At 68.8% G+C, this 24353-nt stretch carries 19 protein-coding genes; 1 reads left to right on the top strand and 18 read right to left on the bottom strand.

From position 1 onward, the window contains the following. Positions 1-172 precede the first annotated feature (172 nt). From LC490_RS06980 to xerD, 16 genes are all read right to left on the bottom strand, one after another. Positions 173-1066, bottom strand: coding sequence for a glycosyltransferase family 2 protein (locus LC490_RS06980; protein WP_223619955.1), 894 nt, complete (start codon positions 1064-1066; stop codon positions 173-175). Between the two features lie 16 nt (positions 1067-1082). Continuing rightward, positions 1083-1922 (bottom strand): glycosyltransferase, encoded by an 840-nt coding sequence (locus LC490_RS06975; protein WP_031371564.1) that lies wholly within the window; start codon positions 1920-1922, stop codon positions 1083-1085. A 410-nt stretch (positions 1923-2332) separates the two neighbouring features. Then, positions 2333-4564, bottom strand: a complete 2232-nt coding sequence (gene gspD / locus LC490_RS06970) for a type II secretion system secretin GspD (RefSeq protein ID WP_223619712.1) — start codon at positions 4562-4564, stop codon at positions 2333-2335. A 9-nt stretch (positions 4565-4573) separates the two neighbouring features. Then, the gene (locus LC490_RS06965) at positions 4574-5404 is read right to left on the bottom strand and encodes a hypothetical protein (RefSeq protein ID WP_031371562.1); all 831 of its coding nucleotides are present in this window, start codon (positions 5402-5404) and stop codon (positions 4574-4576) included. Further along, positions 5394-6059, bottom strand: a complete 666-nt coding sequence (gene gspM / locus LC490_RS06960; RefSeq protein ID WP_223619711.1) for a type II secretion system protein GspM — start codon at positions 6057-6059, stop codon at positions 5394-5396. Before gspM ends, LC490_RS06965 begins: the two co-directional genes overlap by 11 nt. Next, positions 6049-7221: a PilN domain-containing protein gene (locus LC490_RS06955; protein ID WP_223619710.1), complete on the bottom strand. Its 1173-nt coding sequence runs from the start codon at positions 7219-7221 to the stop codon at positions 6049-6051. The genes gspM and LC490_RS06955 overlap by 11 nt, the downstream gene beginning before the upstream one ends. Further along, entirely contained in the window at positions 7218-8183 is a 966-nt protein-coding gene (locus LC490_RS06950) for a type II secretion system protein GspK (RefSeq protein WP_223619709.1), read from the bottom strand. The genes LC490_RS06955 and LC490_RS06950 overlap by 4 nt, the downstream gene beginning before the upstream one ends. A gap of 20 nt (positions 8184-8203) precedes the next feature. After that, entirely contained in the window at positions 8204-8887 is a 684-nt protein-coding gene (locus tag LC490_RS06945; RefSeq protein WP_051884749.1) for a prepilin-type N-terminal cleavage/methylation domain-containing protein, read from the bottom strand. Then, positions 8887-9375 (bottom strand): prepilin-type N-terminal cleavage/methylation domain-containing protein, encoded by a 489-nt coding sequence (locus LC490_RS06940; RefSeq protein ID WP_223619708.1) that lies wholly within the window; start codon positions 9373-9375, stop codon positions 8887-8889. Before LC490_RS06940 ends, LC490_RS06945 begins: the two co-directional genes overlap by 1 nt. Next, the gene (locus LC490_RS06935; protein ID WP_051884774.1) at positions 9372-9806 is read right to left on the bottom strand and encodes a GspH/FimT family pseudopilin; all 435 of its coding nucleotides are present in this window, start codon (positions 9804-9806) and stop codon (positions 9372-9374) included. Before LC490_RS06935 ends, LC490_RS06940 begins: the two co-directional genes overlap by 4 nt. 151 nt (positions 9807-9957) lie before the next feature. Continuing rightward, entirely contained in the window at positions 9958-10392 is a 435-nt protein-coding gene (gspG, locus tag LC490_RS06930; protein WP_081930747.1) for a type II secretion system major pseudopilin GspG, read from the bottom strand. Between the two features lie 229 nt (positions 10393-10621). Then, positions 10622-11839, bottom strand: coding sequence for a type II secretion system F family protein (locus LC490_RS06925; RefSeq protein WP_223619707.1), 1218 nt, complete (start codon positions 11837-11839; stop codon positions 10622-10624). Between the two features lie 128 nt (positions 11840-11967). Continuing rightward, complete coding sequence (gene gspE, locus LC490_RS06920) at positions 11968-13644, bottom strand: type II secretion system ATPase GspE (protein WP_031371553.1); 1677 nt, start codon at positions 13642-13644, stop codon at positions 11968-11970. A 476-nt stretch (positions 13645-14120) separates the two neighbouring features. Next, the gene (gene purL, locus LC490_RS06915) at positions 14121-18077 is read right to left on the bottom strand and encodes a phosphoribosylformylglycinamidine synthase (protein WP_223619706.1); all 3957 of its coding nucleotides are present in this window, start codon (positions 18075-18077) and stop codon (positions 14121-14123) included. A gap of 267 nt (positions 18078-18344) precedes the next feature. Then, the gene (locus LC490_RS06910; protein ID WP_051884747.1) at positions 18345-19229 is read right to left on the bottom strand and encodes a DsbC family protein; all 885 of its coding nucleotides are present in this window, start codon (positions 19227-19229) and stop codon (positions 18345-18347) included. 714 nt (positions 19230-19943) lie between these two features. Then, positions 19944-20891, bottom strand: coding sequence for a site-specific tyrosine recombinase XerD (gene xerD / locus LC490_RS06905; RefSeq protein WP_031371550.1), 948 nt, complete (start codon positions 20889-20891; stop codon positions 19944-19946). Positions 20892-20935: 44 nt separating this feature from the next. Between xerD and LC490_RS06900 the strand changes: the two genes are divergently transcribed. Beyond that, on the top strand, positions 20936-21424 hold the full coding sequence (locus tag LC490_RS06900) for an RDD family protein (protein ID WP_031371549.1): 489 nt from the start codon (positions 20936-20938) through the stop codon (positions 21422-21424). Between the two features lie 562 nt (positions 21425-21986). On the opposite strand, the gene lptG is transcribed toward LC490_RS06900, so the two are convergent. Both lptG and lptF read right to left on the bottom strand, forming a co-directional pair. Next, positions 21987-23087 carry an LPS export ABC transporter permease LptG gene (lptG, locus tag LC490_RS06895; RefSeq protein WP_031371548.1) on the bottom strand — a complete coding sequence of 367 codons (1101 nt, stop codon included), beginning with the start codon at positions 23085-23087 and terminating at the stop codon, positions 21987-21989. Next, positions 23084-24166 (bottom strand): LPS export ABC transporter permease LptF, encoded by a 1083-nt coding sequence (gene lptF / locus LC490_RS06890; protein WP_031371547.1) that lies wholly within the window; start codon positions 24164-24166, stop codon positions 23084-23086. Before lptF ends, lptG begins: the two co-directional genes overlap by 4 nt. Positions 24167-24353: the final 187 nt, after the last annotated feature.

Raw genomic sequence — 24353 nt, 5'->3', positions numbered from 1 at the left:
CAGCCCTCCCTCCTCCCACCTGCGGGAGAAGGTGCGCGGAGCGCGGATGAGGGCGCGCGCGACGGAATTCGCCTGGCACATGCAGCCTCAAGAGCCGTCGCGCCATCCCTCGCGCGTGTGCTGAAGAGGAGCTAAGCCGAACGTGGACGACGGCGAGGTACAGCGCCGCAGCTCAACGCCACCACGCCCGCAAAGCCGCAATCGGAAAACGCCCCCAGATCGCCGCGAACACGCCGGCGCGCACCAGCGCGCTGCGGCGCGAGGCCTCAAACTTGCTGAAATAGCGCCACAGGCCGCGATGCTTGTGCCACTCGACGAAGAACGGCCGCGAACGGCTCGACACGCCGCGCACGTGCACGACGCGAACGCGATTGGCCACCGCCACGATCGCACCGGCTTCGCGCACGCGCCGGCACAGATCGAGGTCTTCGGCGTGCAGGCGATAGCCTTCGTCGAAGCCGCCGATGCGCGCGAACAGGCGCCTGGGCATCAGCATCAGCGCGCCCGAGGTCGCCTCGACCTGCTGCAACGGCTGCGCATCGTCGGGCGCGACCGCCATTTTCGGCGCCGCCGACGGACGCAGCAGGCCGGCCAGCATCGCGCCGAAATCGGGGTCGCGGCGGCGCACGGCGACATCGCGCTCGCCCTGTTCGTTGATCAGGTCGGCGCTGACCAGGGCCTCGCCGACCGGCGCCGCCAGGGCGTGCAGTTGCAGCAGGGTGTCGCGCTCGACCATGCAGTCGGGGTTGACGAATACCAGCCAGTCGTCCTGGTCCGCCGACGGCTCCAGGTCGGCCGCGCCCTGATTGCAACCGACCGAGAAGCCGGGGTTGTCCGGGTTGGCGATGAAGCGCAGGCGCGGGTCGGCGGAGGCGTGGCGCTGGACGATGTCGAGGGTGCCGTCATCGGACTGGTTGTCGACGACACGGATCGCCTGGACGCCGAGACTGTTGCGCAACCGGCTCAGGCACTCGTCGATCGTCGCCGCGCTGCGGTAGGTGACCACGATCGCCTTGAGAGCAGGCTCGTTGAGAGCGACAGCCGGCGCGCGCCGGCCGGCGCCGATGCGCGCCTGGCCGGGGTCAGAGGAAGAGATCACGTTGCGGTTCCGGTGGGCCGACGCGCTCGAGGCGTTCGGCGAGTTGTTGGCGCAGCTCGCGCAGAGGATCGTCCATGAGGAAATTCGCCAGGCGCGCATGCCAGTCCGGCCAGCGCGCGGCCAGCGCGTCCATGTCGCCGTCGCTGGGCCGGCCTTCACCGCCGCGCGCGACATAGGCGGTATCGCACAACACGTTGCGCCAGCCCAGTCCGGACAGGCGCAGGGACAGATCGGTCAGGGCCGCATACCAGGAGCCGTAGCTCGCCGCGTCGAGGCCGCCGGCGCGGCGGCGGGCGCTGCCGCGCAACAGCACGGCGTGGCCGATCGCGGCCGGCAGTTCCGGATGCAGGGCCGGCATCTGCTGCAAGGCCCGCGACAGCCGTTCTGCGTCTTCGGCGTCGGGCAAGGGGGCGATTTCGCCGATCCGCGGCCAGGCCGCGGCTTCGCCGGCGTTGCACCAGGGCGTGGCCGAGGCGATGGCGCCGTCGGCGGCCAGGCAGGCGCTCAGGCGCGACAGCCAGCCCGGCGCCGGCACCGCGTCGGGCGCGAGCACCGCGACGTCGGCGTCGCCGCAAACGCTCAGCACTTCGTCCAGGTGCGCGACCTCGCCCAGGCTGCGCTGACGGCGGCTGTAGTCGGCCTTGAGCGCGGTGCGCTTAAGCCAGCGCTCGACGATCGCGTAGCCGCGGGGCCCGGCGCGGGCGTCGTCGGCCAGCCACACCCGCGCACCCGGCGGCGTGCACAGCTCCAGTGCGGCGAGGCAGGCATCGAGTGCGTCGTCGTCGGCACCGACCGGCACTACGACGATGGGCAATTCAGTCATGGCGGGGTTCTATCACGAAGCCGCATGGTCCCATAGCCGGCAAGGCCAGGGAGAGCGTTGGTCGGGGCGGCCGTGGACGGCGGACATAGTGTGATGCATTCGACCCGAAGCCGGGTCACGACGGCGTGGTCGCGGCGCCCGCCTGCAGAACAACGGAGCCGCCAGCCGGCGACGGGCCCGCAAAGCAATGGGGGCCGGTAAGCCGGCGACGGCCCGCAAAGCAATGGGGCCGGTAAGCCGGCGACGGCCCGCAAAGCGATAGGACCGGTAAGCCGGCGACGGCCCGCGAAGCAATAGGACCGGTAAGCCGGCGATGGCCCGCGAAGCAATGGGGCCGGCGAGCCGGCGACGGCCCGCAAAGCAATGGGGCCGGCGAGCCGGCCCCATGCAAACACTGCGCGGCGCGAGGCTTACTTCTTCTTGGGCTGCAAAGGTTCCATGGCGCGGAAACGGCGGCTGTACTCGTCGGTCAGGTTGCGCGACTCCTGCGGGTTGCGCACCAGGGTCGGGGTCAACAGGATGATGGTTTCGCGACGCGTGGTCGCCGACTTCTGCGAGCCGAACACCGCGCCGATTATCGGAATGCGGCTCAGACCCGGCAGCCCGCCCGAGCTGCGCCGGGTTTCGTCGTTGATCAAGCCGGCCAGCATGACCGTCTCGCCGCTCTGCACCGCTGCCTCGGTCTTGAGCTTGCGGGTGTTGACGGTGACGTTGGGGCTGTTGTTGTTAAGCCGTGGGCCGACCGAGCTGACTTCCTGGACGATGTCCATGAACACCATGCCGTCGCGGCTCACCCGCGGGCGCACCTTGAGGATCACGCCGGTGTCCAGGTACTGCACCTGGCTGACGGTGTTGTTGTTGCCGGTGCCGGCATTGACCGAGACCGATTCGATCGGGATCTTGGTGCCGACGTTGAGCGAACCCTCGGCGTTGTTGCGCACCAACAGCGACGGCGTCTGCAGCATATGCACGTCGGTGACCGAGTCCAGGGCCTTGAGGATGGCCGCGGCGTTGTTCTTGATCAGCGACCACGACAGGCCGTTGCCGCTGACGCCGCCGATGCTCGCCGCAACCGTGCTCCACTTCGGCGGCACCGCCGGATTGGTGCTGCGGTTGAGGTCGCCGAAGCCGTTGTCGATGGTGGCGCGGTCGAGGAACCACTGCACACCGTATTCGAGCGCGCCGCCGAGTTCGACCTCGGCCACCTGGGCCTCGATGTGCACCTGCATCGGCATCACGTCGAGCTTCTGGATGACGTCGCGGATCGATTTCCAGGCCTGCGGGCTGCTGCGCACCAGGATCGAATTGGTTTCCTCGACCGCCGATACGCCGACCTTGGCGCCGTCGACCTCGAGGGTGACCGAGCCGTTGCCGGACTGGCGCGAGCCCAGCGATGCGCCGCTGCCGAGGCCGCCGCCGCTGGAGCCCGAGTCACTGCCGCTCTTGCCGATGTCGGCGCTGGAGCCGTTGTCGCTGTCGCGCAGCTCGACCGATTCCAGGCCGGGCATCAGCGAAGGCGGGCCGTTGTCGCCGCCGCCGTTGCCGCTGCGGTTGGAGCCGTACACTTCGGCAAGGCGGTCGGCGAGGTCCTTGGCTTTGATGTATTTCAGTTCCAGGGTGAACAACTGGACGTTGTCGCCGGCGCTGTCGATGCGGTCGAGCCAGTCCTTGATGTCGTCGAGGTAATCGGCCTGCGGGGTGATCACCATGACCGCGTTCGCGCCCTCCAGCGGCATGAAGCGGAACATGCCCGAGACCGGCGACTTGCTCTGTTCGCCGAACACTTTTTCCAGGTCGGCGACGACCTTGGTGGCCTTGCCCGACTGCAGCGGGAACACGCCGACCGACATGCCCGACAGCCAGTCGACGTCGAACACTTCGATCGTGCGCAGGTAGTTTTCGAGCTCGGCGCGGGTGCCGCCGACGCTGATCACGTTGCGCGAGTTGTCGACGGTGACGATCGCGTTCGGGCGCGCATACGGCTTGAGGATCTTTTCCATCTCGGTGGCCGAGATGAACTTCAGCGGCACCGTGCGCACTTCGAAGCCGCGCGCGGCCGTGGCCGAGCCGGTGCGCGGCGCGACGTTGCCGGGCAGGGCCTGGTCGGACGGGACGATGTTGTAGCGGCCGCCGGTGTAGACCAGGCGCGCGTTGTTCCAGCTCAGCACCATCTCGAGCAGGTTCAGCGCCTCCGCGGCGCTGACCGGCTTGGGCGTGCCCAGGGTCACGGTGCCCTGCACGCCCGGCGCGATCACATAGTTCTGGCCGAGCATGTCGCCGAGGATAGCCTTGGCCACCGCATGCACCGACTCGCCTTCGAAGTTGAAGGTGGCGGTGCCGTTGGTCGCGCCCAGGCCCGGCGGCGGCGCCGCGGCGGCGCTGCGGTTGATGACTTGGCCGGTGCCGCGGCGGATCTGCGCCTTCGGACCTTCCTCGTCGGCCTGCCCCTCCAGCGGCTGCTGGACGACGCCGTCGCGGACCAACCGGGCGCGGGCATCCTCGCCCTGAGGTCCCTTGAGAGAGGCCGGATCGCCATCGCGATGCAGCCGCGGCGACATCACACTGGCGCACGAGGCCAGCTGCGAGGCGATGATCGCCGCAACCAGTGCGTGAGAGGCGTATTGCTGGGGACGTAGCTTCATGCGTTCACTCTACGGCGTGTTGGCCGGTGGTTGAGCGGCTTGTTGCTGCCGCAGTTGCGCGCGACGCGCTTCGATCCGCTTGCGGATGGCTTCCATCTGCGCCTGCTCGGTGAGCGGCGCGGATGCGTTGTTGTCGGTCTGTCCGGCTTCGTTGGGCTTGTTCTGCACCGGCGGCGGCGGCGCAGGCGGCACCTGCGAAACCGTGGAAGCCCGGTTCGTCTGCGATTGCGGTTGCGGCGAAGGCACCGGCATCGGCGGAGGCGGCACCGGACGCACGCCCGGTTGCGGCGCGCTGCCGGGCTGCGGCGGGGCGATCGCGGTCGGCGGTTCGCCGCCCTGGCCGTTGAATACGCGCAGGTCGAGTTCGCGGCGGCCTTCCGGCCCTTCGAACACGGCCCGGCGCGGCTCCAGCGAAGTCAGGCGCCAGGCCGGGTGCGACTCGGGCACCTCGCCCAGCTTGACCCGCACCGACTCGCTGCCGTCGGCCGGCTGCAGGAAGGCCATCGACAACTGCGGGGTGATCAGCACGCTGGTCAGCAGGTAGTCGAACGCGGCCGCCTGGTTCTCGCCCTCGCCCTTGCCCTGCATGAAGAAGGGCTTGGGCCGGCGGTCGTCGACGAACAAGGGGCGCGCGGCGATTTCGCCGTACTTGCTCAGAGGGCCGAGTGCGTCGGTCGCGCTCTTGCGCACCTGCGGCAGGGCCTTGACCAGGCTCGGGTCTTCATCGAGCGGATCGACGCTGCGGCCCATGCCGGCGAGCGCCAGCACCCAGGTCAACAGCGCCCACCCGGCGGCGGTGGCCAGTAGCCAGGTGCGCGGGCTGGCGTCGTCAAGGCGCATTGGAAGTCACCGCCGGTGCGTTGGCATTGGATGCGGCGGCCGGCGCCGGGCTCGGGCGCAGGTAACCGTACAGATCGAAGCTGACGTCGAGACCGCCGTCGTTGGCCGGACCGGCCGTTCCAGGCACGAAGTAGCCGCGCGTCGACAGCAGGTTGAGGTTGCCGACGAACAAGCGCGGCGAGCCGCTTTCGAGCGAATGCAGCACCGCCGCGGTTTCGGGCGCGCCGCAGCGCAAGCGCACCTGCACCACCACGCGCGCGTAGCGGTCGCGCCGCGGTTCGGCCAAGGGCGAGCGATTGACGATGCCGCAGCTGCGGTTGCCGGGGCTGGCCTCCAGCACCACGGTCTCCAGACGCTGGACCAGGCCGGCGGTGGCGAGTTCGGCGGTGGCCTCGGGCAGGAAGCCGGGACGGCTGGCCTGCTGCTTGCGCACTTCCTCCAGGCGCAGGCGGATCTGCGGGGCCTGCTTGAGCTCCATGCGCTGGCGCAGTTCGCGCTCTTGCAGATTATCGATCTGTTCGCCGGCTTCCATCATCGGCACCGTCCACCACGGGTGGACCAACACCGCATAGGCGATCGCGAGCGCGGCCAACAGCAGGCCCAGTGCGAGCCAGCGCTCGCGGTCGGCGGCCCAGGTACGCCAGTTACTGCTCACGCGCGGCCTCCGGGGTCTGCTGCTTGGGCGGGCCGATCTCGGCGGTCAGGGTGAAACGGTCGCGGCTGGTCGCGGGGTCGGGCTGGACCGCGCCGGTCAGGGCCGGCGAGCGCCACAGCTTGGTGCCCTGCAACTTGCCGATCAGCGACGAGGCCTCGCGGCTCAGGCCGATCATCAGCAGGCTTTCGTCCTCGATCGCGAGCTTCTCCAGATAGGTCGAATCGGGCAGACGGCGACTGAGCTCGTCGATCACCTCGACCGTGCTCGGGCGCGCGGCGCGGGTGCGGTCGAGGAAGGCCTGGCCGTCGATCAAGTCGACCAGCAACTGGCGCTGGGTCGCTGCCTGACGCGCGGCGTTGGCGTTCTTGGCGATGGTCTGCTGCAAGGTCTGGGTGGCCTCGCGGCGGTTTTCGAGCACCTGCCACATCGCGGCGGCAAGCGCGAACAGCGCGACCGCGGCCAGGGCCAGGTTCCAGTAACGGAAGGGGTCGCTGCGGGTACGGCGCTGCGACGGCGCCAGCAGGTTGACCCCGAGCGGCACGCCGTCGGCGCCGGCGACCTCGATCCCGGACAGGGTCGAGGCCAGCGGCCCGATCGCGACGAGCTGCGGGTCCAGCGACTGGCGCGGCACCGCCACCAATTCGGCGTCGAGCTGGCCGTCGCCGTCGCGGCGGGCCAGCACGCGCGCGTCGTAGGCGACGGCGTCGGCGGTGAAAGGGGTCTGGCGGTCGATCTCGAAACCGACCACGTCGCGCAGGCGGTCGGCCGCGGCGGCCGGCAAGGTCAGGCGCCGACGCAGGCTCGCGGCCGGCGGCAACAGCAGCCAGCGCGGCAATTCGCCGACACGCGGCGGCAGCAACGGCGCCAGCGGATCGGCGGCGATGGCCCCGGCCGGCGCATTCAAATCGGCCAGGCTCGGCAGCACGGCCAGGTCGCGCACCTCGTTGGCCTGCTGCAGACGCAGGTGCACGCTGTCGCCGTCGACCTGCAACAGTAAACGGCCGCGATCCACGCCCAAGGCCTGGCGCATGCGCAACGGCAACCACGAGGCCAGGGTGCGTCCCCACCACGAGAAGAAGCCGCCCGCTCCGGGTGCGAAGCGCGCGCTTAAACGTCTGAACCGGTTTTCCTCCAACCGGCTTTCGGCAACCTGCGAGTTCATCGTGACGAAGCTCCCTCCTCCCAACGCAGCGGTGTATAGGCCATTCCGGGAACGGAACTCCCCCCTGCACGCACAACCACTCGCAATACCGATTCACGGCCATCCGCTAGCCGTGCATGGCTGTCGATACTATAGGTGCCGCTGCGTTCGCCGACGAGACCAGCGAGTTCGCCGCCGACTTGCGCACCCGTCAACTGTGACCCGGGCGGCGTTCTGCGCCGTTGCTCTACGAGCTGGGCGCCGTTCATTCCCATAGCATCCAATACTTCCTTCGCTGCGAACGCCGGCTCCGGGCGCGTGCGACCGCTGTAAACCGTGACCAGCGGCTCGATCTTGGCATACAAGGCCGGCGTCATGCCCAGCACTTGTTCCAACTCCGCAACGCTTTCGAATTCGGCATCCTTGGCGCCGTAAGGGCGGCCGGCGGACGCATAGTCGGCGTCTTCGGCGCCGCCTGCGGGTTGGGTCAAGGTGTCGGCATCGCGCCAGTCGAGGATGGCCGCGGCCAGGCGCGCGGCCTCGCCCTGCTCCATCCCGCCGACGCCCTGGATCAACGCGGTCAACAAGGCGAAATCGCCCTGATTGAGGTCGACCTTGCCGTTCTCGTCGACGATCTTGATCTCGAGCTTGGCCTCGCCGAAGCGCCACGGGTTCGGGCGCCCATCGGGCTGCCACTGCAGCTTGGGGTCGGTCATCGCGACTCGCGTCATCGCGTACTCGAGCCCGGCCCGGGCGGCGTTCTGCGCGACCAGGCCGCGCACCAGCACCCGCCCTTGCAGGTTCTCGGTGCGTGCCGACAACGCGAATGCGCCAATCAGCGCAGTCAGCAGAGCGATCACCCACAGCACCAAAAGCAGCGCCGCACCACGCGATCGCCGGGACGCGGTTGTCGCATCGCGACGTTTTCCAACGCAGACCGGCCGCTGCGCCGCGCGCCGCGCGATGCCGTCTGCCGTCGTCATCGTTGCTCGCACCGTCCTCATCACAGCTCCGGCACGAAGCCGCCGGCCGTCGCACTGGCCAGCGGCAGGGCCACCACCAGCGGCGGCCAGGCACGGCCGTCGCGGTCGGTGAGTGTGACTTCGACGAACAAGGGCAGTTGCTCCGGCGTCTGCCAGCGCTCCTGCCACTCCCCGAGTTCGCCGCGTTGCGGGTCCATTGAACGGTAACGGAAGCGCGCCGACTTCAAGCCTTCGACCAATAGCTCGGGCGGACGCTCGCGTGCCTCCTTGATGGTTTCGCCGGCCAGCACCATCGACAAGGACAACAGGATGCGGGCCTGATCGCCATCACCTTCGATCACGAAGTCGTGCAGGTACGGCCCGCCCTGGCCCAGGTAATCGGGCAGGTCGGCGACGAAACGCAGACGGTCGGGTTCGCCGACGAAGCGCTGCGGCACCGCGGTGCTCTGATCGAACGCGAACGGAATCGGCCGGGTGGCGGCGATGCGCTTGCGCAGGAAACCCTCGACCGCGCGTTCGCGTTCGCTGCGGTGGGCAAGGGCCTCGCCGCGCGCGGCGGTCTTGGTCGCCGCCGACAAGGTCGCGAAGGCCAGGGTCAGGCCGGCGACCAGCAAGACCATCGCCAACAGCACTTCGATCAGGGTGAAACCGCGCGCACCGCGGCGCGCCGGCAGGTTCCGCACCGGGCTCGCCGCGCGCGCCATCAGAACTGCACCTCGTTCGATGCGGCCGCGCTGCGCAGGGTGCGCAGCAGCAGGCGCCGACCGCCGCCGCCCTCGCCCCACTCCACCGCGAGTTGGACCTCGAACAAGCGCATCGCATTCGGATCGATCGGCTGCGAGGACGCCGGCATGGGATCGCGCCACTGCGCCACGCCGAGGGTCCAGCGATAGCGGCCGTTCTCGAACTCGCCGCTGCGTTGGCCGGGCTTGAGCGGCTGCCCGACCCCGACCTGGTCCATCAGCGATTGCGCATACAAGGCGGCGCGGCCGGCGTCGCTGGACCAGCGCACTTGCCGCGTCGCGCCGGACAAGGTGCCGAGCAACAGAGTCAGCGCCATCGCCAACAGGGCGAAGGCGACGATCACTTCCAGCAAGGTATAGCCGCGTTGACGCGACGACGGCGCGCGACGCAGCGCGCCGAGACGGCGCAAAGCGCCGGCCGAGGCGGCGGACCGCGCGCGCGCGCTCATCGCGGCGCCTCGCCGCGCTTGAGCTTGACCTCGCCGGTCAGCCAGGCGACATCGACGTTCCACGCCGCCTGCTTGACGTTGAGCTTGATCCGCCCGCCGGTGGACGCGCCGTCGGCGAAGAACACGATTGCGCCCTCGCCGCGTCGCGGCTGCACTTCGCGCGCGCCGGTGAAGGTCACTCCAACCGCCTTGGGAATATCCCCATTGCGCCCGTTCGGCGCGGTCCAGGTGCGCGCGGCCGGATCGATGGTGAACTTCTGCGAACGTCCGGTCGAGATCGCCTGGCTGCGCGTATAGCGCAGTTGCGAGGCGATTTCCTTGGACGCCGAGCGCAGCTGCATGCCGCTCATGCCACCGCTCATCATGCCGACGGTCAACACGCCGATCGCCGCGATCAGGGCGATCACCAACAGCATTTCCAGCAGCGACATGCCGCGCACCGCGGCCGGCCGCGGCGCGCCGCCTGCGCGGCTCGCGCGCACGACGCACGCAGGAACGCACCGGACGGCGTTCGCCCCGGCCCGGTCCCCCCGCCCTCCGGCGGAGGGCCTGTGCCGCAGGCGTTTCATCGCAGGCGCTTACTCAGTTGTTCTTGATGTCGCCGTCGACGCTGCTGCCGCCGGCCTTGCCGTCCTTGCCGAAGCTGACCAGGTCGTAGGGACCGCTTTCGCCGGGCTGGCGGTACTCGATGGCATGACCCCACGGGTCCTTCAACTCGGTTTCCTTAGCGTACGGCCCCAACCAACCGTTGGCGTCGGCCGGCTGCTTGACCAGTTCCTCGAGCGAACCCGGCAGGCGGCCGGTGTCCATCTGGAACGAGTCGATCTTGCCGGCGAGGGTCTGCACCTGGCCCTTGGCGAGGTTGTAGTCGCCGCGGTCCTTGCCGCCCAGCACGCGGTTGCCGACGAAGGCGAGAACTGCGCCGATCAGCACGATCACGATGATGATCTCGATCAGGCTCATACCGCGCTGGCCGGCCGGAGACGGGGAACGGGTAATCGAACGGGGATTGCGCATCTCAGTGATCATCCATAGTGGTGGGTTCTGGACAGACGTTGTGCTTCAACGGACGAGGCGGGGCAACGGGGTCGAAGCCGGCCGCTCGCATCCGCAGACTGCATAGGATTCTGTTCCGCGCCGATCGGCGAAGTTCGCGCGAATCCGGCCCCGGTACAGCCGGCGTTCAAGCGCACGGCGTGAACGGGCGCCCCGGGGCGAGGACAGGCAAGCGCGGACATCGCCATGCTCAACCGATCGCATTGGTCAGGTCGTACAGCGGCAGCAGCACCGCCATCACGACCGTGGCGACGACGCCGGCCAGGACCACGGTCACCACCGGAACCAAGGCGGCGAGCATGCGGTCCAGGGCCATGCCGGTGTCCTGCTCGAAGGTCTCGGCGGTCTTCATCAGCATCGCGTCGAGCGCGCCGGACTCCTCGCCGACCTGGATCATCTGCAGAGCCAGGCGCGGGAAACGCTTGCCCTTGCCGAGCGCGGTCGACAGGGCGACGCCGTTCTTGACGTCTTCGCCGGCGGCATCGACGTCGGCGGCGAGGACGCGGTTGTTGAGCACGTTGCGGCCGATGCCGATCGCCGTCATCAACGGCACGCCGTTGCGTACCAGGGTGCCGAGCGTGCGCGCCAGGCGCGCGGTCTCGATCTTGGCGATCAGCGGGCCGACGAACTTACGCTTGAGCAGCCAGGCATCGAGCGCCTCGCGGAACGCCGGGTCGCGGCGCTTGCGATCGAACCAGAGGAAGCCGAGCGCGGGAATCGCGATCAATACGATCCACCAGTCGCGCACGAACAGGCCGAGCCACAACACCACCTGGGTGAACATCGGCAGCTCGGCGTCGAGGCTTTCGTACATCGCGCCGAACTGCGGCACCACGTAACCGAGCAGGAACATCAAACTGAGGCCGACCATGACCATCAGGATCGCCGGATAGATCAGCGCATTGATGACGCGGCCCTGCAGCACGCGGCTGCGTTCGAGGTAGTCGTCGAGCCGCGACAGGGTTTCGTGCAGATTGCCGCCGGCCTCGCCGGCCCGGACCATGTTGATGTACAGGCGCGAGAAGGTGCCGTGCTGACGCTCCAGCGCGACCGACAGCGAGGTGCCGCCGCGCACCGCGTCGCGAATGTCGGCGACCGTGCTCTTGGCGGTGTCGTCCTCGGGCAGGTCGAGCAGGATGGTCAGCGCGCGGTCCAGCGGCTGACCGGCGCCGAGCAAGGTCGACAACTGTTGGGTGAACTGCACCAGCCGCGCCCCGGTGAAGGGCTTGGGCTTGAACAAGGCCTTCCACGACGAAGACGCCCCCGCTTCCGAGGCCAACTTGGCCTCGACCGGCAGATGCCCCTGCTCCTGCAGGCGCTGCACGACTTCGGTGCCGCTCGCGGCCTCCATCTGGCCATCGAGCAGCTCACCGCGCGCGTTCAGGGCTTTGTAGTGGTAGAGGGGCATAAAGGCCGGGAATCGGGAATGGAAAATCGAAAATCGGTTAAGGCCAAAGCATCGGAACTTCGAAGCCAGGGGAATGAACCAGCCGGGACGACCACGATTCCCGACTCCCCATTCCCGATTCCCGGCTCTCAAGCATCCTCGGTCACCCGCAGCACTTCCTCGATGGTGGTCTGGCCGGCGAGCGCCTTGACGATGCCGTCCTCGTACATGGTGCGCATGCCGGCGCTGTCGCGCGCGATCTGTTCGATCTCGCCCATGCCGGCGTGACGCATCACCGCACGCCGCAGTTCGTCGTTCATGACCAGGAATTCCATGATCGTGGTGCGGCCGTGGTAACCGCTCGGCGCCAGCGCCGAACCGCGCGGTCGGAACAGGTAGATGTCGCCCTCGGGTTGGTAGCGGCGCAGGTTGAACTTGTCGATTTCCTCGGGCGAGGCGAGGTATTTCTCGGCATGGGTCGGCTCGAGCCGGCGCACCAGGCGCTGGGCCAGGATGCCGTTGATGGTCGAGGTCAGCAGATAGTCTTCGACGCCCATGTCGAGCAAGCGGGTGATGCCGCCGGCGGCGTTGTTGGTGTGCAGCGTGCTGAGCACCAAGTGGCCGGTCAGCGCCGACTGGATCGCGATGCGGCAGGTCTCCAGGTCGCGCATTTCGCCGATCATGATGATGTCCGGGTCTTGGCGGACGATCGAACGCAGCGCATGCGAGAAGTCGAGACCGATCTGCGGCTTGGCCTGGATCTGGTTGATGCCCTCGATCTGGTACTCGACCGGGTCTTCGACGGTGATGATCTTGACGTCGCTGGTGTTGAGCTTGCTCAGCGCCGTATACAAGGTGGTGGTCTTGCCCGAACCGGTCGGGCCGGTCACCAGCATGATGCCGTGCGGCTGGTCGAGCACCTTCTGGAACTGCGGCAGGAATTCGTCGGTGAAGCCGAGCTTGTAGAAATCGAACACGACCGTCTCGCGGTCGAGCAATCGCATCACCACCGACTCGCCGTGCGCGGTCGGCACGGTGCTGACGCGCAGGTCGAGCTCCTTGCCCTGCACCCGCAGCATGATGCGGCCGTCCTGCGGCAGGCGGCGCTCGGCGATGTTGAGCTTGGCCATGATCTTGATGCGGCTGATCACCGCGGCGGTGAGGTTGGCCGGCGGGCTCTCGCCCTCGGCCAGCACGCCGTCGACGCGGTAGCGCACCTTCAGGCGGTTCTCGAACGGCTCGATGTGGATGTCCGAGGCGCGCAGTTCGACCGCGCGCTGGATCACCAGGTTGACCAGCCGGATCACCGGCGCTTCCGAAGCCAGGTCGCGCAGATGCTCGACGTCGTCGAGATCGCCCGCGCCCTCGCCCTCGGCGGTTTCGACGATCGCGCCCATCGCGCTGCGGCCCTGGCCGTACCAGCGCTCGACCAGGTCGCCGACCTCCGAGCGCAGCGCCACGTAGGGACGGACCTCGCGCTGGGTCGCCAGACGCAGGGCGTCGAGCTGGTAGATGTCCTGCGGGTCGGCCATCAGCACGTCGACGTGGTGCTCGCCCTCGCCGACCGGGCAGACCGCGAACTGCTTCATGAACTTGGGCGTCAGCGCCACCCCCTCGGGCGGCAGCTCGGGCGCGTCCTTGATGCTGACCAAAGGCAGCTCCAGCGCCGCGGCCACGGTTTCGGCGTGATCGCGCTCGGACACCAGCCCGAGCCGCGCCAACAGCGCGAGCAGGCTGCCGCCGGTCTCCTCCTGGAGCCGGCGCGCACGCGCCAGGTCGGGCTCCTTGAGGCGCCCCTTCGCCAGCAAGGCGTCGACGATGCGGATGTCGACCGCCGCTTGGGCGTCCCCCGCCGGTAAGGCGCTGGCGCTCGGTTCGTTGGATGTGGCTACTGCGTTCACGTCACCCTCCTGCGCGTGATCCCCGGACTTTAGCAGTTTCATTCGCCGTCTCGACCAGCCCTGAACAGCGCCGGTGAGCGTCGGTGAGATAAGCACAGTCGTCGAAGCGAGATCGAGGATGCCCGGCGCGAGTCGCAGGGCTTCGGATTCATGAACAGGGGCAGTTACGGACTGAAGGATCAGTCACATTTTGTTCGCGCGGGCGCCATCGGCCGGCGATGCCGGTGCAGCGGAGCTGTGCTAACTGGCGACGCGCGCTCGCAACCGCACCGTAATGTGTGACACCGCTGCTGTCGGTCGATCCAGACGATACCGGCGAGTCGGCCCGAGCACAAAAACAAACGGACGCCCGAATGGGCGTCCGTTCTATAGACAACGATCGAACGACCTCGCCGCGTGGCTTACCCCACCCACACCCGCGCATTGCGGAACATGCGCAGCCACGGCGAGTCGCCGCTCCAGTCGCGCGGCGACCAGCTGAAGTTGGCGTTGCGCAGGGTGCGCTCGGGGTGCGGCATCAGGATCGTGGCGCGACCGTCGTTGCTGGTCAGGCCGGCGATGCCGTCGGGCGAGCCGTTCGGGTTCAGCGGATAGCGGTCGGCGATGCGGCCGTCGCCGTCGATGTAGCGCAGCGAGACGTTGGCCGCGGTCTGGTCGAGGTTGCTGGCGAAGCTGGCCTGGCCTTCGCCGTGGGCGACCGCGACCGGGATGCGCGAGCCGGCCATGCCGCGGAAGAACAGCGACGGCGATTCGGCCACTTCCAGCAGGCCCAGACGCGCCTCGAACTGTTCGCTGCGGTTGCGCAGGAACACCGGCCAATGCTCGGCGCCGGGAACGATCGGCTTGAGCTGGGCCAGCATCTGGCAGCCGTTGCAGACGCCGAGCGAGAAGCTGTCTTCGCGGGCGAAGAACGCGGCGAAGGCGTCGCGCAGGGCGCTGCGTTCGAGGATGCTAGTCGCCCAACCGCGGCCGGCACCGAGCACGTCGCCGTAGCTGAAGCCACCGCAAGCGGCGAAGCCCTTGAAGTCTTCGAGCTGGAAGCGGCCGCTGATCAGGTCGCTCATGTGCACGTCGAAGGCTTCGAAGCCGGCGCGGTCGAAGGCCGCGGCCATTTCGATCTGGCCGTTGACGCCCTGCTCGCGCAGGATCGCTACCTTCGGGCGCACGCCGGTGTTGATGAACGGCGCGGCGACGTCCTCGGCGGTGTCGAAGCTGAGCCTGGTTTTGAGGCCCGGCGCGCTGAAGTCGCGCGCGATCGCCCGCTCTTCGTCGGCGCACTCGGGGTTGTCGCGCAGCTTCTGCAACGCATGGCTGGTCGACCACCAGGCATCGAACAACTCGTCCCAACGCCATTCGACCAGGACCTTGCCGTCTTCTTTAACGCGGACCGCGGCGGCGGTGGTCGGCTTGGCGATGCGCTGAGCGCAATCGATCAGGCCGTGGCGGGCGACGAGGTCGGCGAATTCGGCGCGGTCCTCGGCGGCGATCTGCACGATCGCGCCGAGCTCTTCGTTGAACAAGGTGCGGAACGGATCCTCGCCCCAGCCGTCGAGGCTGATGTCGAGGCCCAGGCGCGAGCAGAACGCCATTTCCGACAGCGCGGCGAAGGCGCCGCCGTCGCTGCGGTCGTGATACGCAAGCAACAGGCCGGCTTCGCGCGCATCGCGGATCAGCTCGAAGAAATCGCGCAGGCGCTGCGGGCTGTCGAGGTCGGGCACGCCGGTTTCATGCCGCGCACCCTCGCCCGGCAGGCCGGCGAAGGCGGGCAAGCCGCCGTCGCTGCCGGCTTCGGGATGGCACTGGGCCAGCACCGAGCCGCCGAGGCGCTGTTTGCCGGCGCCGAGGCCGATCAGCCACAACTCGCTGTCGGTGTCGCGCGACAACAGCGGAGTCAGTTGCTGGCGCACGTCGACCACCGGCGCGAACGCGCTGACGATCAACGACACCGGCGACACCGACTTCGAGGCGTTCTCGCCCGAGCCCCACTGGGCCTGCATCGACAAGGAGTCCTTGCCGACCGGGATGCTCAGTTCGAGTTCCGGACACAGCTCCAGGCCGACTGCCTTCACCGCATCGAACAGCAGCGCGTCTTCGCCCGGATGCGAGGCAGCCGCCATCCAGTTCGCCGACAGCTTGATACGGTTGAGCGATTCGACCGGCGCGGCGCACAGGTTGGTGATCGCCTCGCCGACCGCCATGCGCGCGGCAGCGGCGGCATCGAGCAAGGCCAGCGGCGTGCGTTCGCCGATCGCCATCGCTTCGCCGACGTGGCCGTCGAAGTCCGACAAGGTGATCGCGCAATCGGCCAGCGGCAACTGCCAGGGGCCGATCATCTGGTCGCGGGCGACCAGGCCGCCGACGGTGCGATCGCCGATGGTGATGAGGAAGTTCTTGGCGGCGACGGTCGGGTGCGCGAGCACGCGCAGGCCGGCGGCGTGCAGATCCAGTCCATCCCACTGCAGCGCCGGCCACGGCGCGTCGGCGGGATAACGGGTGTCGCGATGCATCTTCGGCGGCTTGCCGAACAGCAGGTCCATGGGCAGATCAATAGCCCAATCGGCGTCGGCGATCTTGTTCTCGCCATACACCGATTCGACCGTCGCGCCGTAGCCGACCACCAAGCGCTCTTCCGCGGTCGCATAACCGACCACGGCGAAGGGGCAGCGCTCGCGCTCGCAGATCGCGGCGAAATCGGCGACGCGGTCGGCCGGCAAGCCGAGCACGTAACGCTCCTGCGATTCGTTGCACCACAGTTGCATCGGCGACAGCGAAGGATCGTCGCTCGGCACTTTGGCCAGGTCGATCACGCCGCCGAGGCTGGAGTCGTGCAGCAATTCCGGGATGGCATTCGACAGACCGCCGGCGCCGACGTCGTGGGCGCTGTCGATCGGATTGGCTTCGCCGAGCGCGACGCAGCGGTCGATGACTTCCTGGCAGCGACGCTCCATCTCCGGGTTGTCGCGCTGGACGCTGGCGAAGTCGAGCGCTTCGGCGCTGTCGCCGGAAGCGACCGAGCTGGCGGCACCGCCGCCGAGACCGATCAGCATCGCCGGGCCGCCGAGCACGATCACCGCATGCCCCGGCTTCAGGCCGAGCTTGGCGACCTGCACCCGGTCGATCGCGCCGAGGCCGCCGGCCAGCATGATCGGCTTGTCGTAGGCACGGGCCAGGCTGGCGTTGCCGGCCTGGCCTTCGGCCAGCTCGAAGCTGCGGAAATAACCGACCAGGTTCGGGCGGCCGAACTCGTTGTTGAACGCGGCCGCGCCGAGCGGGCCGTCGAGCATGATTTCCAGGGCCGGCGCCATGCGCGGATTGAGCGCGCGTTCGCCTTCCCACGGCTGCGGCAGGGTCGGGATGCGCAGGTGCGACACGCTGAAACCGCACAGGCCCGCCTTGGGACGGCCGCCGCGACCGGTGGCGCCTTCGTCGCGGATCTCGCCGCCGTTGCCGGTGCTCGCACCGGGGAACGGCGCGATCGCGGTCGGGTGGTTATGGGTTTCGACCTTGATGCAGAACGCCGAGGGAATCTGCGCTTCGGCCGCATAGGCCTGGCTGCCCGGCTGCGGGCGGAAGCGCCGCGCCGGATAGCCTTCGACCACCGCCGCGTTGTCGCTATACGCCGACAGCGTGTTCTCCGGCGTCTGCGCGTGGGTGTGCTTGATCATCTTGAACAGCGACTGCGGCTGCTCGCGGCCTTCGAGTGTCCACGAGGCGTTGAAGATCTTGTGCCGGCAGTGCTCGGAGTTGGCCTGCGCGAACATCATCAGCTCGACGTCGGACGGGGTGCGGCCGAGCGCGGCGTAACGCTCGCGCAGGTAGCCGATCTCGTCGTCGGCCAGGGCCAGGCCGAGACGGCTGTTGGCGGCTTCGAGATCGTCCAGGGCGATGCGTTCGAGCTCGCCGCGCGCGGGCACGGCGAACAGCGCCGCCGCATCGTCGCGCGCTTCGAGCAGCGACTGGGTCATCGGGTCGTGCAGGACCTTGGCCAGCGCGCCCTGGGTGGCGGCATCGCTCGGCCAGCCTTCGAGGTCGTAGCGGGTGCCGCGCTCGACGCGCTTGACCGGCTGGCCGGCGCCGCGCAGCAATTCGGTGGCCTTGCTCGCCCACGGCGACAAGGTGCCCAGGCGCGGCGTCACGTAGCGCGAGACCGCCGCATCGCTGCGGGCGGCTTCATGCGGTTCGGCCTGGAGGATGCGGCGCAGGGTCGCGTCGTCGGGCGTAGCGCCGGTGTCGGGCTCGACCCAGTAGACGGGCCAGGCATCGAGCAGGCGGATACTCGGATGAAGGGCGGACAGTCGAGCTTGGAGACGCTCGCGGCGGAACGAAGACAGGGCCGAATGGCCCTCGAGGACGATCATGTCCGGGGAACCGTGCAACGCAGGGCCCGGTATTGTATCCAAAACCGCCCTCCAGCTTCGGCCCGGCATCCGACCGGGCCGCGCGGCGGTCCACGGCCCCTTGGCCAGCGCGGCCGAAGCGCCCGCTTACACCCCGGCTGCGGCCCCTTCCCGCCCTTGAGCAGGACCCGGCCACCCGCGAAACGCAGCCCCGGAAACGACATCGCCGCCCAGTGGGCGGCGATGCGGTCGAGCCTGGCCCGGAGCCTCCGGGCGCGGGGTCGTTACTCAGCGCCCGCCGGTCGGCACGGCGACGGCCGCGGTCGGCTTGGCGCCGGAAGGGGCCGGCTTGGCGTCGGCGGCGATCTTGTCCAGCGCCTCGCGCAACTGCGCCGGCGGCACGTAGCCACCGAGCTGGATGCCCTCGGAGGTCAGGATCATCGGCGTGCCGGTCAGGCCGGCGCGCTGGCCGACGTTGTACTGCATGGTCACGGTGTTCTTGCAGTCCTTGTTCGGAATGCTCTGCTCGCTCTTGGCGTCGGTCAGGGCCTTGCGGCGGTCGGCCGCACACCACACCGAAACCATCTTCTTGTAGTCCTCGCTGCCGATGCCCATGCGCGGGAAGGCCAGGTACTCGACCGCGATGCCCTGCCGGTTGTACTCGGCGATCTCGCTGTGCAGCTTGCGGCAGTAACCGCACTCGACGTCGGTGAAGATCGTCACCGTGTGCTTCGGATTGGCCGGAGCGAAGACGATGCGCTCGCTGGCCGGGATGGTCTTCAGCAGGTCCTTGCGCATACCGGCGAGGCTGCTTTCGCTGAGATTCTTCTTGGCCTGGGTATCGAACAGCGCGCCGCCCGAGCCCGGCAGGAACAGGTAACGGCCGTCGTCGCTGACGTACACGACCTGGCCCTGGGCCAGCGCCTCGCGGAAGCCCGGCACCGGCGACGGGCCGACCTTGTCGATGCTGACGTTGGGGTTGAGCTGGCGGATGGCCTCGACGGCCAGCGCATCGGCGCTGCCGGCCTTGACCTCCGGCGCCGAACCCTTGGCGGCCGCTGCGGTCTTGGCGGGGGCGGCCGGATCGCTCTTGGCGGCGGCGCCCTGCGGCGCCTGGGCACAGGCGGACAGGCTGATCGCGCCGAGCACGGCGAAAATGATGCGCTTCATCAATCGAATCCTTGGCGTTCTGAGGTCGGGGTCTTGGACCGCTCGACGAGGAATAGGTTCTGCCGATTGTGGCACGGCCGGCCACGCGAACGCCGTTCCGCAACCGCAGTCACACGGCGAAGTGGCGATGGGGGTCGCGGTTTGGGCTGCGGATGCCCGCGAAACGGGCTCGGGGCTGCCTCCCGGGTAGGAGCGGCGTAAGCCGCGACCGCGGGACAGGCTGCGGCCGCACCGCCGCCGTCACCGATCGAAGCTTCGGATTGTCGCGGGGTAGGAGCGGCGCGAGCAGCGACCGCGTAGTTGCGGACGGCGACGTGGGTTCACCAGTCACTGCGCCCCCCTGTAGGAGCGGCGTAAGCCGCGACCACGGGACAGGCTGCGGCCGCACCGCCGCAGTCGCTGATCGAAGCTTCGGATTGTCGCCGGGTAGGAGCGGCGCGAGCCGCGACCGCGTAACTGAGGCCTGCGGCGCCGGCCGGGTTCAAGCAGGCGGTACCAACTATCGCGGCAGTGCCGCCGGCCGCTTCGATGGGGTACTCGCGATCGGCCAGGACGTGCCCCGGCCCGGCGCAGCGCGCCGGGCGTTCGCCAAGCCCAGGCGGCAGTGCCGCCGGCCGCTTCGATGGGGTACTCGCGATCGGTTAGGACGTGCCCGGCCCGGCGCAGGGGCGCCGGGCGTTCAGAGCAGCAGGCGGCAGTGCCGCCTAGCGCTGCTCTTCACCCCCTCGGATGGTGCTTCGCGTGGAGGCGTTTGAGCTGCTCGCGCGCCACCAGGGTGTAGATCTGGGTGGTCGACAGGGAGCTGTGGCCCAGCAGCATCTGCAGGGCGCGCAGGTCGGCGCCGTGGTTGAGCAGGTGGGTGGCGAAGCTGTGGCGCAGCCCGTGGGGGCTGATCTTGGCCGGGTCGATGCCGGCAACGGCGGCGTAGCGTTTGACCAGGTGCCAGAACTCCTGCCGGCTCGGGGCCTCGCCGCTCGCCGCCAGGAACAGCGGCGCCAGCGCGCGTTTGCCGGCCAGTTGCGGGCGCGACTGCGCCAGATAGCGTTCGAGCCAATGCTGGGCCTCTTCGCCCAGCGGCACCAGCCGCTCCTTGCTGCCCTTGCCGGTGACCCGCAACACGCCCTGGCGCAGATTGACCGCGGTCGACGGCAGATTGACCAGCTCACTCACCCGCAGGCCGGAGGCGTACATCAACTCGAGCATCGCGCGGTCGCGCAGCCCGAGTGGCTCGTCCACCACCGGCGCCGCCAGCAAGGCTTCGATCTGGCTTTCGGCCAAAGCCTTGGGCAAGGAGCGCGGCAGCTTCGGCGGCGCCAGCAATGCGGTCGGGTCGTCGCTGCGCTCGCTGCGGCGCAGGCGGAAGGCATAGAACGCGCGCAAGGCCGACAGCAGGCGGGCGTTGCTGCGCGGCGAATAGCCTTCGCGGGTGCGCCAGGCCAGGTAATCGAACAAGGCTGCGCGGTCGGCATTGGCGATGCCGCTGCCGTCGCGCCAGCGCGCCAGGCCTTCGAGGTCGCGGCGGTAGCTGTCGAGGGTCTGCTGGGCCAGTCCGTTCTCGGCCCAGATCGTGTCGAGGAAGGACTTGATCGCCGCATCGTCGGCTTCGCCCAAGGGCGGCAAGGCCATCGCCTGGCTGCGGCGTTCGGCGGGTGTACTGGCACTCATCGCAGCAGCTTAGCAGGCGGTCCGGCTGCCTATATCCTGATGCGATGAGCTCGAACGACACCTCCGCCGCCGATCCCGCATCCGCCAAGCCCGCCGCCCTGGTGGGCTGGCGCCTGTTCGCGTTGTTCTACGACTTTTGGCCGGTCGCGGCGCTGTGGCTGGTCGCAAGCGCGGCGTTCACCGTCGCCTACACCTTGTCCGGGCATGGGCAGCGCGAAAACATTCCGCCTTTCAGTGCGCTGCAATGGACGTTGTGGTTCGTCTGCTGGCTGATCGCCGGCGGCTACGCGATGCTGAGCTGGCGGCGCGGCGGGCAAACCCTCGGCATGCGTCCGTGGCGGCTGCGCGTGGCCGGTGCCGACGGCGCTGCGCCGGCATGGCGGGCGCTGTCGATCCGCTATGCGGTCGGCACCCTGTCGCTGGCCGCGCTCGGCCTGGGCTTCTGGTGGGCCTGGTTCGATCGCGAGCGCCTGACCTGGCACGACCGCGCCAGTGGGACGCGGATGTTGCGGGTGCCTAAGCGGCCGAAGTGAGTGCTGGCGGCCACAGAGTCCAGCGCGGCCACGAGACCTGATCGGACTATCGCTGTAGGAGCGGCGCGAGCCGCGACCCAAGATCGCCGCGCTACATAAGAACGGTGGTTACCTAAGCTTCCAAAGGCTCTCGGCAGGTTTTAAATCGCAGAGTCCTGCGAAGCTGCGGGTACCGATATCGTCAGCACTGTAGGAGCGGCGCAAGCCGCGACCAAGGGACATGTAGAGGCAGCACCGCCCGCGTCGATGATCGAAGCCTCGAACTATCGCGGGGTAGGAGCGGCGCGAGCCGCGACCGCGTAACTGGAGGTGCCGGCGCCGGCCGAGTTCACGCAAGGGCTACAGCCATGGAGTCAGTACCCCCGCCGCTTCGTTGGGGTAATCGCGATCTGACCCGACGTGCCCCGGCCCGGCGCAGCGCGCCGGGCGTTCATCGAAAGCGCGAGCCAATGGCGAAGCTCCGTTGCGAGAACGCATGGACTGGTAGTTGCGGCCCCGGCCCGGCGCAGCGCGCCGGGCGTTCATCGAAAGCGCGAGCCAATGGCTCGCGAGCGCTTTCGATTCACCCCGACCGACGTTTGAACAGATAGGCCGAGACGGCCAGCATCACCACGGTCGGCGCGGCATAGGCCAGGCGGAAGTCGAAGCGGAACACCTTGGCCAGTTCGACGAACTGGGTCTGCAACTGCCAGAACAACAGCGCGAAGACGATGCCGATGAACAAGCGTTTGCCCATACCGCCGCTGCGCAGGCTGCCGAAGGCGAACGGAATCGCCGCCAGGCACAAGGTCAGCACGTTGAGCGGGTAGAACCAGCGACCCCAGTAATAGGCCTCGAATTCGGCCGCATCGAGGCGGTTGCGCTCGCGGTCTTCGATCGCCTTGTGCAAGGCCTTGGCGCTGAGGTAACGCGGGCGGTTGCTGCCGCTCATCAACGCGGCGCTGTCGAGTTTGGACTCCCAACGCTCTTCGGCGACATGGACCTGCTCGGCCGACTTGGCCAGGAAGGTGGTGCGGGTGACGTCGCGCAACAGCCAGCCGCCCGGGCGGTGTTCGGCGATCTTGGCCAGCGCCAGCGACACCAGGCGCCCGTCCTGGCCGAACTGGTACAGGCTGACGTCGCGCAATTCCAGCCAGCGGTCCTGGCCCTCGCTGCGCTCCTGGCCCTGGCTGGCGCTGAGGATGACATCGCCCTCGCGCGCCCAGACCCCGGAATATTGAGCCACCACCTGATTGTTGGACTTGGCCGCGGTCTTGAGCGCATCGGCGCGACGCTGGCCTTCCGGCGCCAGGGTCTCGCCGTTGACCACCATCAGCAGGGTCAGCAGCGCGAGCGCGCCGGCCACGGCCAGGCTCAGGCGCCGCCGCGACAGGCCAACCGCGCGCAGCACGGTCAGCTCCGAGGTCGAGGCCAACTGGCCCAGCGCCATCAGGGCGCCGATCACCGCCGCGTACGGGAACAGGGCGTAAGCGCGGCGCGGCACGGTCATGGCCATATAGGCCAGGGCCTGCATCAGGCCGTAGCGGCCCTTGCCGACGTCGCCGAACTCGCCGACCAGGCTGAGCATGAAATCCAGGCCGAGCAGCACCGCCCAGGTCAGCAGCACCGTGCCGAGCACGGTCTTGCCGACGTAAACGTCGTGGATCTTCGGGAACGGCTTCATCGGGCCACCCGCCTGCGCGCGACGCGGCCGTCGCGGAAATACAGCCAGCCGGCGACCGCCAACAGCGGCAAAGTCAGCCACCACAGGCCGAGGAAGGTCGGGATCTTGCCGTCCTCGATCCAGCCCTTGCCCATCATCATGAAGTTGTTGCCGATCAGGTAGGCCAAAAAGCCCATCAACACGCTGCCGTAACGGGCCTGGCGCGGAGTGCTGCGCGCCAGCGGCACCGCCAGCAGGGCGAAAGCCAGGGCCAGCAACGGCGGTGCGATCCGGTAATGCAGCTGGGCCGCGGCCTCGCGGCGCGGATCGCCGAGCAACTGCGTGGTCGACATCATCTCGGGCAGGGACGGGTCGTAGCGGTCCTCGCTGGCCGGCAGCAGCACGTCGTTGCTGGCGTAGCGCATCAGCCGGTAATTCAGGCCGCCGTCCTTCGGGCCCTCGACCTCGAAACCGTCCTCCAGGGTCAGGTAACGGTCGCCGTTCGGGCGCACCGTCAGGTGACCGGCCTTAGAGGTGGTGACGTCCTGACGGTCGGGCTTGTTGCGGTAGATGAAGATGCGTTCGAAACGGGTGCCGTCGTTGGACATCGCGCCGACGTAGATCACCCCGTTGTCGTTGGGCAGGCCGGTGAAGGCGCCCGGCTCCAGGCCGGCCACGATCAGGCTGCGGCTGGCCTCGTTGATCATCTCGCGCGAGGCGCGGTCGGCCCAGGGGCCCAGCCACAGCGAGCAGGCGGCGACCACGGCCACGATCGGCCCGACCACCATCAGCAAGGGCTTGAGCAGCCGGCGCGGGCCGACGCCGATCGAGGCGATCACCGGCATTTCCGAATCGCGATAGAGCCGGCCGATGCCCAGCATCAGCCCCAGCATCAACGCCAGCGGCAGGATCAGCGGCAGCCATTTGATCAGCACCAGGCCCAGCTGGAGCAGCATCAGCCCGGCCGGGACCTTGCCCTTGGCGATGTCCTCGAGCACGTCGGTGAAGGCGCCGCCGACGCTCACGATCAGCAACACCACCAGGGTCGCGAAGACGGCCTGGGCGAATTCGCCAGTCAGGTAACGGTCAAGCTTGAGCATCGGGCTTCGGCATCGGGCAGGCTTGCTTTAAACTCGGGGGTTCGTTCGACGGCCGACCTGTCTGCTGGCGCTCCGGGATAGCCGGAGGCGCGAGGTCGAGGACCCAGGATGGCGGCACGGGCATCGAGCCCGGGACCGACGCCCCGCAAAGCCGTTCGATTGTACGGACAAACTCTTCTTAGCTGCT

It is taken from the genome of Lysobacter sp. ESA13C, from assembly GCF_019970005.1.
Classification (GTDB): Bacteria; Pseudomonadota; Gammaproteobacteria; order Xanthomonadales; family Xanthomonadaceae; genus Lysobacter; species Lysobacter antibioticus_B.
This window is presented reverse-complemented; position numbering and strand designations above follow the sequence as displayed.